Genomic DNA, 12,654 nt, shown 5'->3' with positions numbered 1-12,654 from the left:
TTGGATTTTGAATTGAAGAATTTAATCCAAAATTCAAAATCCAAAATCAATTCCTTTTTTATACTTATATGCTTCTTAAATGATTCACTAGTGCTTGTAAGCCCAACAAATAACTTTGTCCGCCAAAACCACTTATTTGCCCGATCGCTACCGGGGCGATGTACGAATGATGGCGAAAATCTTCCCGGCGGTAAATATTACTCAGATGTACTTCTACTGTGGGCAAATTAACAGCCGCGATCGCATCTCGTAATGCCACACTTGTATGGGTATATGCCCCTGCATTAATCAAAATCCCGTGATGTTGTCCTAACGCGCCATGAATAGTATCTACCAAAATTCCTTCATGATTTGACTGCAAAGGAAAAACTTTCGCCTGTAACTTGAATCCTTCTTCTTCTAACAGGCGGTTAATTTCAGCTAGTGTCAACGAACCATAAATTCCTGGTTCTCGCTGTCCTAGCAAATTTAAGTTTGGCCCATGCAGTGCCAGAATGCTTAAGGGTTGCAACGTCAAGTTTGACACTTTCGGGCTAGTGGCGACGACGCGAGCGATCATTCACAGGAATCGGAATCAGTTCCGGTTCCGGTTCAGCCTCTGGTCCTAACAGGCTCTCAATTAGCCTACGTGCTAATTCCTTAAGCTTTTCCACTACCTTTTCTATATAGTCCATGAACTGACCGCTCCTGAGATACTACCTCAATTTTTGATTAACAGGTACGCAGAAAATGGCATATTTTCGCACCTCTGGCTTCCAACCGGGCTGATCCACAATCCCGTATTTGGGACATAAGCCACTTCTAAAATTTGGCGTTGTGTTTTCCCTTACTTTTTAGAGTATCACACTTGCACCTACCGAACTGCATCCTATCAAGGATGGATATCTAGGGTCAAGAGTTCAAGAGTTAAGGATCGGACTTTGGACTCTTGACTTGTAATTAACCTTCTGTACCCTTTTTTTTCGCAGCAGTCGTTGATGACTTAGCAGTTGACTTAGATTTGGAACTCGTTGATTTACTTGTTTTGCGAGTCGATTTTGCTGTCGATGCCTTAGCTGCCAACAAGTTCAGTGCCGCAGCCAGCGTTACATCTTCTACCGATTCACCTTCTGGGATACTCACATTAGTTTTACCATGCTTGATGTAAGGGCCATAGGGACCATCGTAGATGTTAATTGTTTCCCCATCCTCTGGATGCGTACCCAATTCGCGTAAGGCTGCCTTGGACTTGCTGTTGGTGGAACTACGCCCCTTTTTTGGTTCGGACAATAATTCTGCTGCACGTTCTAGGTTTATTGTCAATACATTATCAGCAGCTTTCAGGGAGCGGTAGTCTTTTCCCTCTTTACCCTGGTCATGAACGACATAAGGGCCAAAGCGTCCCAAACTTGCTTGGATTTTGCCGCCAGTGACTGGATGAACTCCCAATGTGCGGGGTAATGCCAACAGACCAACAGCCATTTCCAGGGTAACTGTTTCCGGGGTGACACCTTTGAGTAGGGAGGCTTGTTTCGGTTTGGGGTTTTCCTCGGTCTTGTCACCCAATTGGACATAGGGTCCATAAGCACCAATTTTCACATAAATCGGTTCGCCAGTTTCGGGATGCCGACCTACCTGGTCAGGTCCTGTGGTTTTTTGACGTAGCAATACTTCTACCTGTTTGGGGTCGAGGTCTGCTGGTGTCAAGTCTTTGGGAATTGAGGCGGTGATAACCCCCTCACCATTTTCGACCTCAATGTATGGGCCATATTTCCCAATGCGGACTTTGGCGTCTAGATTCTCTAGTTCTACAGTCCTAGCTTTGGTGGCATCAATTTGATTTTCCCGTTCTTTTACCAGAGTTTCCAGCCCTTTCTCTCCCAGATAGAACTTCCGCAAGTAGGGTAGCCATTTCGCTTCACCTGTGGCAATGTCATCAAGGGTTTGCTCCATCTTCGAGGTAAAGCTGGGATCAACTATGTCTGGAAAATGTTTTTCCAGCAAGTCGGTGACGGCAAAAGCGGTGAAGGTGGGAATCAGAGCGTTAGTCACCAATTGGGCGTAACCCTTGTCGATGATCGTGCCAATGATGCTGGCGTAGGTACTGGGACGACCGATACCTTCGCTTTCTAAGGTTTTTACCAAAGTCGCTTCGGTGTACCTAGCTGGCGGTTGAGTTTCGTGCCCAACTGCTTCTAGTTCTGTACAATTCGGATGATCTCCCACTTTAAGATTAGGCAAAATTACTTCCTGGTCTTCCAGTGCTGCTTCCGGGTCGTCTGAACCTTCAACGTAGGCACGTAAGTATCCGGGAAATTCAATCCGTTTGCCAGAAGAACGGAATCCAGCGTCCTCAACTTGCAATTGCACGGTAATTTGAGTTTGGCGGGAATCAGCCATTTGACAAGCGACAGTCCGCTTCCAAATCAAATCGTAAACGGCAAGTTCTCGACCGCCCAAAGCAGTTTCTTGGGGGGTGCGGAAGCTGCTACCTGCTGGACGAATTGCTTCGTGCGCCTCTTGTGCGCCTTTCGATTTGGTAGTGTATTGTTGAGGTTGGGGACTGAGGTATTGTTGACCGTAGAGCTTTTCTACACAACTCCGAGCAGCTGCGATCGCTTGATCTGACAAATGCACCGAATCTGTCCGCATATAGGTAATATACCCTTGCTCGTACAAATTCTGGGCAACGCGCATGGTATCGCGGGCTGAGAGGCGCAATTTCCGGTTAGATTCTTGTTGCAGCGTCGAGGTAGTGAACGGTGGCGCAGGTTTGCGCGTCACTGGGCGTTCTTCGATGTCGCTAACATTCCAGGTTTTCCCAGTTAGGCGTTCTTTGAGCGCTACCGCTTGGTCTTCGTTGAGTAACAAGACATTGCGACCTGCGGTAATTTGTCCAGTCGTTGCGTCAAAATCGCTGCCGTTAGCTATTTTACTTCCTGCCAATGTGACCAACTGGGCAGCAAAGGGGGTTTTTTCCTTGGACAAACTAGCTTTCAAATCCCAGTACGTACCTTCATGGAAAGCACGGCGTTGACGTTCCCTAGTGACTAAAAGCCGCACAGCTACAGATTGCACTCGCCCAGCAGATAATCCCCAGGCGATTTTTTTCCATAGGAGTGGAGACAAGGTATAACCCACCAGTCGATCCAAAATCCGCCGCGTTTCTTGGGCGCGAACCAACTGCTCATCGATATTGCGGCAGTTTTTCAGAGCTTTTTTGATCGCGTCTTGGGTTATTTCGTGAAACACCATCCGCTTAGTCGGAACTTTCGGCTTCAGCAATTGGTATAAATGCCAACTAATGCTTTCGCCTTCCCGGTCTTCGTCCGTTGCCAGAATCAGTTCATCTACATCTTTGAGGGCTTCTTTGAGCTGGGTGACAATTTTCTTTTTGTCTTTCGGGACAACATACACCGGTTCAAAGTCGGCGTCCACATTTACCCCTAGCTGCGCCCATGATTCCCCTTTGACGGCAGCGGGAATTTCACTAGCCGACTGGGGGAGGTCACGCACATGACCCATAGACGCCTCTACCCGATAGCCTGCTGGCAGGTAGTTGCGAATGGTACGAGCTTTGGTTGGAGATTCGACGATGACGAGAGTTGACATGGAAATTTAAATAAAAAGAAGAGCTACTAAGCTAAACAGTCAAATTGAGGTAATTTTTACAAATTGTCAAGATCAAAGGTCACGCTTAGGGCGGTGATTTAATCCTCACATAAACTGCCTGCTTGGGAGAAAATCTGCTGAACTTAATGCCCAGTCTGTCCCAGAGGATAAATGAGGGTATGCTGGGTTTGAATTTCCAGCTATTTCAATCTTTAACTTATCTAACGCATAATTGGCGACTACAGTTTTAAAATTTGAGGGCTGGGGACTGGGAACTGGGGACTGGGAGATTAAGAAAGCAGGGCGAGCAAGTGAAGAATAACTATTCACCAATGCCCTATGCCCAATGCCCCAATCTAATAGACCTTGTGCCAAAATTAAACCAAACTTGAGAGCAAAAGCGAAGTGGGGTTTGTACCCATGTCAGGAAAGCAAAACCATGCAACCGATTCGTCAAGGTGATGTAATCTTACTGCCTGTGCAGCAAATTGAAGGACAAAAAATACCTCACTTAACTTTGGCAGAAGGCGAAGTTACCGGGCATAAGCATCGCATTACTGATGGAAACGCAGAATTATACGAAAAAGATAGCACACTCTATTTGCGTGTGTTTTCAGAGTCGGCATTGCTAGCTCATGAGGAGCATAAAGCTATTTCTATTCCCCAAGGTGATTGGATGGTGAAAATTCAGCGGGAATACGAGCCTGAAGGTTGGCGATATGTCGCTGATTGAAAAGTTAACGCCTGAGCAAGAGGCTTTAATTCCAGTTTATCGGAAAAAGTGGAGAGCGATCGCGCTTTCAACTGAGAGAATTGATAAAGAAAAAGTGGCGGAAGCGGTCAAAGCTACTTATGTTTTGATTGGTATGGAAGAACCTGAAATAGTTTTTTATGATAGCCAAAATGCGGCTTTAATAAACATTTTAAGCAAATTATCACAAGAACTTGGTAGAGATTGGGATAGTGGTTCGGAGCTGTGGGAAGAATTATGTATTTATGAACTCCCGCCTGCAAACGTATGTAACGACCTCAATGATGAATTGTATAAACAAATTGATCGCGAACTTGATTATGTACTGCGGTTTGAATTAAAAACGAAACTAGAGAATAGTTTGAATCATTGTAGCCATTGCGGGCAATTGTGGAGCGAATTACATAGACAACTGGAAAGTCAACTACAACTTGAACTGGAAGATGCTGAGGATGACTGCATTCAATATGAAATATTAGCTTGCGGTGCTAGTTTAAAGGATTTTTGTATTTCGGTTTTGAATTGTGTGTACGATCGAGTTAAATGGAATTCCTTTGAGTCAGTAGTCAAAGAGTGCGGCTGGATTTTCGCAGGTAAAAATATTTGTATTATCTGCGATCGCCCACTTCATCTGCGCTTCGACAATCAAAATCGCCTCCACGCTGAAGGCGAACCCGCCATTGAATTTACCGATGGATATAGCGTCTACTCCTACCACGGTGTAACCTTGCCTGAAAAATATGGTAAAATCCACCCTCAGCAATGGCAATCTCAATGGCTTTTAACAGAAGAAAATGCCGAACTACGACGAGTATTAATTCAGGGTATTGGTTACGCCAGAATTTGCCAAGAACTACAAGCTATTGAATTAGATAATTGGCAAGAATATACACTATTAAAAATTGATAACAATCTGGATATCGAGCCGATTTATTTATTAAAAATGACTTGCCCTAGCACAAGCTTTATTCACGCCTTGCGAGTTCCACCGAATATGAAATCAGCGCGTGAAGCGATTCGCTGGGTTAATTGGGGAGTAGATCCAGAGGAATTTAGTGTGCAAACATAACGGCTTCAGTGACTTTACACATTTAGAACCATACTAAAAAAGTGTAAGACTGTTATCTCTCCTTTTGGTCACGGGCTAAATGAGAATGAAATAGCCCTGGAATTTCTATATTGTTTTGAAATATCAAGCCCAGTATTATGCTGGGTTTTATTTTTCATAGCATACAAAAAACAAAAGACGCAAAAGATAAATTTGCATCTTCTTTGGAAATTTTTTAAATAGAAAATGAATGTGGTTCTGACTATACCAATGACGATATAGCAGTCCTAAATCATTTGTGAAAATTATATGTCTCTTTCTTCTTTCTTCCCTTTGCGTCCTTGGCGTTCTTGGCGGTTCGTTTCATTATCTACATTTTTCACAACTCAGATAGGATTGCTATATCATCGTTTTGATTGTTATGATCTGGCGCTATTAGCCAGATAACTATTGGGGTAATGCTGATATTGTTACTCAGCTTATATTGATAGAAACCTTCAATGTGATATGAAGTGTCTGGATTTTTACTGATACCTGCATTCCTGAGAGAATTGCTCACACTGTTAACTTTAGGTTCCATACCTACAATGATGCCTGCAATGTTACCTTTTTTACCAAGATTCGGGAAAGCCAGTGTGACGGTAGAGTTCCAGATGTTAGCCTAAATAATAATACAGGTTTAATATTCATCTACGTATATATATATAAGATATTTTAGTCCGCAATTGTCTTCACATCCTATATTTTGAACAGCTTTTTGCTATCTTCAGATTTATTGGCTCAATAAATAGTTTTGGTAAAAATGATTATTACCTACTACACAAATACTCGGATGATATGCCAAGGTATGGGTATCAAATGATTAAGGAAATAAATCAATGTCTACTGTGCAAAAACTATCATTAGCTTTAATTGGAACAGCAGTTGTTTTCATGAGTGCTAACCCAGCCGGCGCTGTTAGCTTAACTAAAGGAGGTTCCATACCTGTTCCAGGAGAAGGTCAATATACTAATATTCAAGGAGCTACAACGATCAACTTCAATTCCGGGACAGCAACCGATCCATTTGTTACTTACTCTGCAACCAATGGAATTGTCCAAGGGAGTGTAGATAGTCAATATGCTACCCCCTTCAATGATACCAGCAAATACTTAACGGTTGCGCCACAAGGTGCCCAAGCTAACGGTCAGGATATTCCAGGAAACACTGGTAATGAAACTATTACCTTTCGTAAAGCTGTTGATTACTTTGGCTTCTACTGGGGGTCAATAGACACATATAACTTTGTGGATGTCTATAGTGGAGGTAATCTACTAAAAACATTTAGTGGCGCAGATGTTCCTGGCGCTCCAGCGAATGGTGAACAGAGTGGTGATGCAAATAATGTCTATGTTAATTTGTTAGCAAATACTACTATAGGAGAGACTTTTGATAAGGTAGTTTTAAGAACAACTAATATTGCATTTGAAAGTGATAACCATAGCTACAGAGTAGCTAATGTCCCTGAACCTACTACAACATTAGGCTTGCTAGCGTTCGGTCTTATGAGTGCTGGTTCATTTGTAAAACGGAAATTAAAATCAGTTTAAAATCATCTTACACCGTTTGACAAACTAACAATGCAATTTCCCTTTTCAGATATAAAACTCAGCAAACAATACTGGGTTTTTATTTTAAAATCATCTGAAAAAGGGAAGACGCAAAGAATAAATTTGCGTCTTTAAGCAAGATTGTGAAAATTAGAAAGTGAATGTGGTTCTGACTGTACCAATGACGATATCATCATTGTCATTGTTATGATCTGGCCCTGTTAGCCAGATAACTCCTGGGGTAATGCTGATATTGTCACTCAGCTTATATTGATAGAAACCTTCAATGTGATATGAAGTGTCTGGATCTTTATTGATACCTGCATTGCTGAGAGAATTACTCACACTGGTAACTTTAGGTTCCATACCCACAATAATGCCTGCAATATTACCTGTTTTACCAAGATCCGGGAAAGCCAGTGTAACAGCATAGTTCCAGATGTCAGCGTCACCAACTGAAAGGACGCGAGCTTTGGTTAAGCCAGCCCAACCACCAATCACGAATTTTGAGCTAGGTTGAAAGGATGCTTCAATACCGTAGGAGTTGCTAGAAGCATTCTGCAATATGTTGTCATTAGCATTATTGCTACCACCACTACCATTGGCAAAAAAAGTATTTTTGTAGGCGTTGATGTAGGTCAAACCAAGGGTAATTTGCTTGCTAGGCTTAACAGTTAACTGCCCCATAGCACCATAAGCACCGTTGAACAGTCCAGAGCCTAGCTGAGGGTTAGCAGCATCATTCGCTAAATACCCGAAGCTTAGTTCGAGCTGATCACTAAACTCGTGTTTGACTCCTATACCAGCACCATTGAGCAGATAATAAATTGGGTTGCGAGTCCCAAAATGGGAAAGGGCACCGCTACCACCGTCCCCATCAAGGTACGGATTGACTGTGTTAGTGAAATCATCAATTGCACCTGCATTTGCTTCCAGGATGATGTCTGTTTTATCACCGAGAGGGAACTGATACAACAGTGCGTCTATCACGACTCCATTACTGTTGTTACCACCAGCAAATCGGAAGTCACCTTCTGGTGTAAAGGTAGCAGTCTGAGAGAAGGGATCTAAGTTTGTTGCCTGAAGTCGTGTTCTGAGTAAATCTTTACCAGTAAAACTGGTGTCGAGGTTCAGACGCACCCGATCTGCAAGGACAGTATTTTGGTTCACTTTTTGACCATTAACTGTATTTCCACTTACGACATCCGCGATCGCTATTACTACTTCCCCATTCAGTTTGGTTGTGGTTGAGAACCGATTCGCCTCCAATTCAGCACTGCGTGCTTCTACCGCATCCACACGACCTCGGAGTGTCGCAAGTTCTGCTGAAAAATCTTCTTGCAGCTTTTGTAATGTGGCTAAATCTTGTTTGTTAACTAAATCGCCAGTGGCTGTAGCAATAAGTTCGTTAACGCGATCAAGACAAGCATTCAAACCAGCAGCAAACTCATATCGCGTTAATGCCCGATTACCGCGATAAGTGCTATTTGGGTATCCTGCAATACAGCCATAGCGCTCAACCAAGGACTGTAATGCTTGGAATGCCCAGTCAGTGGGTTGTACATCGGAAAATTGAGACACGGAGGTAACTTGCGCCATTGTCTGATCTGGCGCTGTGTTCGTAGCTCTTGTGTCTGGATTAGCTAAAACTTGCGCTTGATTGATTTCAGACGTGCCAGATGTTTCACCTGCAAATGTAGCACTATTCACAAATAGCATTACACCGCAGATTGCTGGACTAACTAGCAGATATTTACAGAATTTGTGCATTTTTCTCCTCACCTTGATCTCCAATTCACACCCAAACCACATTTTTTTAAACGTGTATTTTATGAGAATATTTGTCAGCAATCTTATCAGAAGTAAGCAAACTTTTTAACAAAAAAAGTCAATAAATCCTAATTCTCCAGGGAAAACTAAATTGCAGAAGGCTATACCGTCTGAAAAAGTTTTGTTGTCATTCATTACACAGAAAACCCAGAATGATATTCTCTGGCTCTTTTAAGAATGAGAATCATTATAGGAAAAAATTTAGAAAAAGGCAATCCGCTATTACCTGCAAAACCTGTTAGCAATCTAAGTCCGAGGTTTCAGTCGCTACCAGCACCAACATTAATGCCCATAAATATGAATTTCTTCAATGATTGTCAGACAGCTTGGCTAGCGATCGCCAATACTAATGATTTGGTAAAGTTGTCAGGATTTCTTTTTATGTAACGGGCGATCGTAGGTCCTGTATTCATGGGAATGCTTGGCGGGATGTTGGGCAGTTTTGTTACCTTGTGCGCCAGTTGTCTTTTTTCAGCCACGCGGTTGGTCATGCAGCATTGCTGGCATCATTGGATCAGGTATTTTCAACCTTGCTTCTGGCCCGTTTCTGCTATTTGTAGCCGTTTTGATCTTGTTCAAGTTGAGATTGAAAGCTGCATAAATATTTTTCTCCAAAGACTTGCTATATTCTTTGATGTTTGCTACATTGATTAATCGTGGCTCACAAAAGCCCCAGCCGGGATAGCTCAGTTGGTAGAGCAGAGGACTGAAAATCCTCGTGTCACCGGTTCAAGTCCGGTTCCTGGCATCTTTTACAACCAAACAACAGGCATTTTGACCGAAACTCATAAATTCTAACTAGGCAAGGTTTAGTCAAAAGATTTTACAACTTTTTCATGCCCCAAAATTCGCGGAGCCTGGAGGCGTTCGCTTTTACTCGCCATTACTTCAAAGGCTCTTTGATGGTATTGGCGGCTAATCCAGCGATGGTAAAGTTCCGAGTGGGTTTTGGCAGAATGCCCCATTTGCTGGGCTGCTAAGGAAATATCAGTTCGTTGTCAGCAACTCCCTTAATGTAGCTACGATGGGCAGTGTGTACCTGTGCGTCTGATTCTTCTAGTCTTTTCAGAGATTTGTAAGCGCGTTTAGCCTGACGGGCTTCTTCTCTTTTCTGGGCTGCAACATGCTTTAGTGCATCAGCCTCAGTTTTGTTAAAATATCTGGGTGTCTCACTAATCGGTGCAGTTCTGACGGTCTGCCAAGTTCCCGCGTTCATCGGGTTTATGACAGTCGGATCTGTAGGGGCTAACACCTGATTTTTATCAATCCCGTGTCCCCCACCCGAAAGTGATGATTCATTACTGCTTTTGTTGCTGGACTTTGCAGCGCTGGTAATTCGTGCAAGGATTCCCATTGTTTATTCCTATCTACAAACTTGATTTTTGACTTTTTCTAATTGCTGGCTTTGAGCTTTCATTTGGCGCAGTTGCACTTGATCCGCGCTTTGGTAAGTGGACATTGCACCCATGCTTAAACCGGCGACTAGTGCAGCTGCAATAATTACTAAATAAGCAGCGATATTATTTCCGGCTGGTGTGGGTTCTGGTATATCTGGGTAAAATTCCCCAGTGAATGGTACAACCTTACTAGCAAACTGTTTGTTAGTCTGTTTCATCTCCTCCCTCTAGCAACATCGGCTGATAAGTGGGTAAGAGTAGATGCTCTGTTCCAGCGTTGAGCGCCGCGTTGACTGATGTTTGCACTATTTGGCGTTGCTCAGGTGTGGGATTGTCGCGCATCTGTTTGATGCGTTGCAATGTTCGCCCCGGCAACCGTCGCCAATATTCGTCAGCGAGTCGCTGTGCATCGGAATCCAGCAGTGACTCAAGTAAATCAGGTGCGTCGGATTCTGCATCAATTTCTGCATCGTCATCCGTTGCATTTTTCGTTGCACGATGGGCCCGCAACATCTCAATTCCCGCATCAGTCCACAGTTTTTGTCCGTGTTCGTCAATTGCAACGTGAACGTCAACCTGGAACACTTCAGGGTGGCGGCGCATCCATGAGCGAATTGTGCTTTCTGGAATGTTAGTTGCTTTGGCCGCTTCAGGGGTGGTGTACAGGTTCTGCATTCTGTCCCCAGCGCATTTGTGCAATCAACGATTCTATGATTCCTGCCTGGTCAGAAAGCGAAAGCTGAGATGTCATATCTTTTGCGATCGCAAAAATTTCAGCCCGACAATCACCTTCTAGTTGACAGCCAATGTTAGAAGCTAAAACAGTGAGAATAACCAGCTTTTCTCGCTTGGTTATTTTCTCAAAGCCGCTACCGTACTTTCGTTGCACTCTTTCTAAAAGTAAATCCTCACCTGGGGTATAACTCGTGTAGTAGCCTAATGGCTTTGACATTGGTAAAATCTCCTCAATAAATAACTTCGTTCAGGTTTTGTACTGGAGTTTAGACTAAGCCATGCAAAAAGACCCAGCAGGGCTGAGTGAATCAGAGACTTAGCAAAAGTATGAATAATCTTAGGTATTAAACAGCAACTGATAGTTCTTTACGTGGTCGTGTTACTGTTTTTTTAACAATGGGAAATCGGTTTTTACGGGTACGGGGTTTTCCTGATTTCCAACCAGGGGACTTTCCGCGAGGTTTGGGTGCAGATGTAGGAGTACCAATCACCGCAAAAACTCCTCCCATAGCTTGAGCGACTCGTCCAGGGGTCAATTTGTCAAAAGACTTCTGCCAAGGTAAAGGATTGTCAGTCACAATATCACGGGCTAACCACAACTCCCAAGTCATCAGGGGCATTAAATCACTCCACCTTTCACATTGTTTGGGGGTACCTAGCTTGGGAACAGTCCAGTGCAGACGTTGCTTTAAAAAGCGATACCAGTGGTCAATGGTAAAGCGACGCAGGTAAAGTCGCCAAACTTCTTCTATTGGTGGCATTTCTTCTCCTACCCAAGCCAACCACAAAGGTTTCGACACTCGTTCATTACCTTGTGCATCGAGACGTTCAACTCTAATCATTGACATAGAACGTGTCGCCGCTTTACGGAAATGCAGTTTTTTCCACAGGCTAATCCGTACCCGTTTTAGTTTTGGATCATCTACCTCGAAAACAGATGCTGGTTCACCCCATGTTGTTGGTTCATTCAACTTGAATTGATTGCCATGTTTTCTTGGACAGCCAATGCCTGTATAAAGTTAATAAACCAGACAGACGACAATATGCAGCGATTACGCTGGACACAAGCCCAAGGTCGAGAACATTTAGAGAAAATTTACGGGGTGCGATCGCGCTATTCACTGTCCCTTGACCAGTTGGATAATTTTCTGTTGTTTCTGCAACTTACCGATTCCCCAACACCCAATCCCTAAACCCAATGCCCACAGAAGAAGAAATAAAAGCTGCGATCGTTATCTTCCCCGACGACACTATTGGCTACGCATCGCCGGAACTAAATCATGGCACTGAGCTAGCCTGCTGGCAGATGTGCAAATTCATAGACTACATCGAAACCTTAGACCCAGAACTAGAACGCCATGAGGCGATCACTCTAGTAGCTGCAATCTTCCAAGGGTTACCTACATTCTTTGAAAGCAATCCAGAACTCATTGCTGAAATAAAAATCGATTGTCAAAACATAAGAGCTAAACGGAAATGAGCGCTTCAATTTCTACCGTGACAGATGTTACTCAGTGGATTGATGCCTGCCTTGAAATTGCGATCGACCCGTTTTAACTCCAATGTTTTAATAGCAACTCAGTAATTTATCACACGCAAAAAAAATCACTAATTAAGGATTAGTGAATCAAAAAAAAGGAAAAATAAATGGACAAATACTCGGAAAGATTAGGCGGTAGAATAACCGTTATTTCTCTATATCCTACCACATCT

The 12,654-nt window shown here is 43.3% G+C and carries 15 protein-coding genes, 1 tRNA gene and 2 pseudogenes; 7 read left to right on the top strand and 11 right to left on the bottom strand.

The genetic code is table 11. The features are described from left to right. Positions 1 to 64 precede the first annotated feature (64 nt). The 3 genes from aroQ to topA form a co-directional block, all read right to left on the bottom strand. The gene (gene aroQ, locus V7K35_RS01115) at positions 65 to 559 is read right to left on the bottom strand and encodes a type II 3-dehydroquinate dehydratase (protein WP_335075660.1); all 495 of its coding nucleotides are present in this window, start codon (positions 557 to 559) and stop codon (positions 65 to 67) included. Further along, a complete protein-coding gene (locus tag V7K35_RS01110; RefSeq protein ID WP_273767644.1) occupies positions 534 to 674 on the bottom strand; it encodes a hypothetical protein in 141 nt (46 codons plus the stop codon). Before V7K35_RS01110 ends, aroQ begins: the two co-directional genes overlap by 26 nt. A 265-nt stretch (positions 675 to 939) precedes the next feature. After that, the gene (gene topA, locus V7K35_RS01105; RefSeq protein ID WP_335075658.1) at positions 940 to 3,591 is read right to left on the bottom strand and encodes a type I DNA topoisomerase; all 2,652 of its coding nucleotides are present in this window, start codon (positions 3,589 to 3,591) and stop codon (positions 940 to 942) included. A 439-nt stretch (positions 3,592 to 4,030) separates the two neighbouring features. On the opposite strand from topA, the gene V7K35_RS01100 reads away from it, so the two are divergent. Together V7K35_RS01100 and V7K35_RS01095 are read left to right on the top strand one after the other, a co-directional pair. Beyond that, positions 4,031 to 4,324, top strand: a complete 294-nt coding sequence (locus tag V7K35_RS01100; protein WP_335075656.1) for a hypothetical protein — start codon at positions 4,031 to 4,033, stop codon at positions 4,322 to 4,324. Beyond that, on the top strand, positions 4,311 to 5,411 hold the full coding sequence (locus tag V7K35_RS01095) for a DUF6745 domain-containing protein (RefSeq protein WP_335075654.1): 1,101 nt from the start codon (positions 4,311 to 4,313) through the stop codon (positions 5,409 to 5,411). The genes V7K35_RS01100 and V7K35_RS01095 overlap by 14 nt, the downstream gene beginning before the upstream one ends. A gap of 358 nt (positions 5,412 to 5,769) precedes the next feature. Here V7K35_RS01095 and V7K35_RS01090 read toward each other — a convergent pair. After that, a pseudogene (locus tag V7K35_RS01090) lies at positions 5,770 to 6,048 on the bottom strand (carbohydrate porin); the annotation flags it as partial. A 220-nt stretch (positions 6,049 to 6,268) separates the two neighbouring features. Here V7K35_RS01090 and V7K35_RS01085 point away from each other — a divergent pair. Further along, positions 6,269 to 6,979 carry an Npun_F0296 family exosortase-dependent surface protein gene (locus V7K35_RS01085; RefSeq protein ID WP_335075652.1) on the top strand — a complete coding sequence of 237 codons (711 nt, stop codon included), beginning with the start codon at positions 6,269 to 6,271 and terminating at the stop codon, positions 6,977 to 6,979. Positions 6,980 to 7,129: 150 nt separating this feature from the next. Here the strand turns inward: V7K35_RS01085 and V7K35_RS01080 are convergent, their stop codons facing one another. Next, on the bottom strand, positions 7,130 to 8,749 hold the full coding sequence (locus tag V7K35_RS01080) for an iron uptake porin (RefSeq protein ID WP_335075650.1): 1,620 nt from the start codon (positions 8,747 to 8,749) through the stop codon (positions 7,130 to 7,132). Positions 8,750 to 9,106: 357 nt separating this feature from the next. On the opposite strand from V7K35_RS01080, the pseudogene V7K35_RS01075 reads away from it, so the two are divergent. Together V7K35_RS01075 and V7K35_RS01070 are read left to right on the top strand one after the other, a co-directional pair. After that, positions 9,107 to 9,386, top strand: a pseudogene (locus V7K35_RS01075) (metal ABC transporter permease); the annotation flags it as partial. Between the two features lie 98 nt (positions 9,387 to 9,484). Then, positions 9,485 to 9,557 (top strand) — tRNA-Phe (locus V7K35_RS01070). A 61-nt stretch (positions 9,558 to 9,618) separates the two neighbouring features. Here V7K35_RS01070 and V7K35_RS01065 read toward each other — a convergent pair. The 6 genes from V7K35_RS01065 to V7K35_RS01040 all read right to left on the bottom strand — a co-directional run bounded on the left by V7K35_RS01065 (position 9,619) and on the right by V7K35_RS01040 (position 11,912). After that, complete coding sequence (locus tag V7K35_RS01065) at positions 9,619 to 9,774, bottom strand: hypothetical protein (protein ID WP_335075648.1); 156 nt, start codon at positions 9,772 to 9,774, stop codon at positions 9,619 to 9,621. An 11-nt stretch (positions 9,775 to 9,785) separates the two neighbouring features. Further along, positions 9,786 to 10,163, bottom strand: coding sequence for a hypothetical protein (locus V7K35_RS01060; protein ID WP_335075646.1), 378 nt, complete (start codon positions 10,161 to 10,163; stop codon positions 9,786 to 9,788). A gap of 9 nt (positions 10,164 to 10,172) precedes the next feature. Further along, positions 10,173 to 10,424 carry a hypothetical protein gene (locus V7K35_RS01055; protein ID WP_335075644.1) on the bottom strand — a complete coding sequence of 84 codons (252 nt, stop codon included), beginning with the start codon at positions 10,422 to 10,424 and terminating at the stop codon, positions 10,173 to 10,175. Then, on the bottom strand, positions 10,411 to 10,881 hold the full coding sequence (locus V7K35_RS01050; RefSeq protein ID WP_335075642.1) for a hypothetical protein: 471 nt from the start codon (positions 10,879 to 10,881) through the stop codon (positions 10,411 to 10,413). Before V7K35_RS01050 ends, V7K35_RS01055 begins: the two co-directional genes overlap by 14 nt. Next, the gene (locus V7K35_RS01045; RefSeq protein WP_335075640.1) at positions 10,856 to 11,158 is read right to left on the bottom strand and encodes a hypothetical protein; all 303 of its coding nucleotides are present in this window, start codon (positions 11,156 to 11,158) and stop codon (positions 10,856 to 10,858) included. The genes V7K35_RS01050 and V7K35_RS01045 overlap by 26 nt, the downstream gene beginning before the upstream one ends. 127 nt (positions 11,159 to 11,285) lie before the next feature. After that, entirely contained in the window at positions 11,286 to 11,912 is a 627-nt protein-coding gene (locus V7K35_RS01040) for a hypothetical protein (RefSeq protein WP_335075638.1), read from the bottom strand. A 15-nt stretch (positions 11,913 to 11,927) separates the two neighbouring features. On the opposite strand from V7K35_RS01040, the gene V7K35_RS01035 reads away from it, so the two are divergent. Further along, positions 11,928 to 12,134: a hypothetical protein gene (locus V7K35_RS01035; protein ID WP_335075636.1), complete on the top strand. Its 207-nt coding sequence runs from the start codon at positions 11,928 to 11,930 to the stop codon at positions 12,132 to 12,134. Positions 12,135 to 12,139: 5 nt separating this feature from the next. After that, positions 12,140 to 12,421 carry a hypothetical protein gene (locus V7K35_RS01030; protein ID WP_335075634.1) on the top strand — a complete coding sequence of 94 codons (282 nt, stop codon included), beginning with the start codon at positions 12,140 to 12,142 and terminating at the stop codon, positions 12,419 to 12,421. Positions 12,422 to 12,654 lie beyond the last annotated feature (233 nt).

The sequence above is a fragment of the Nostoc sp. genome (assembly GCF_036917275.1).
GTDB lineage: Bacteria > Cyanobacteriota > Cyanobacteriia > Cyanobacteriales > Nostocaceae > Nostoc.
This window is presented reverse-complemented; position numbering and strand designations above follow the sequence as displayed.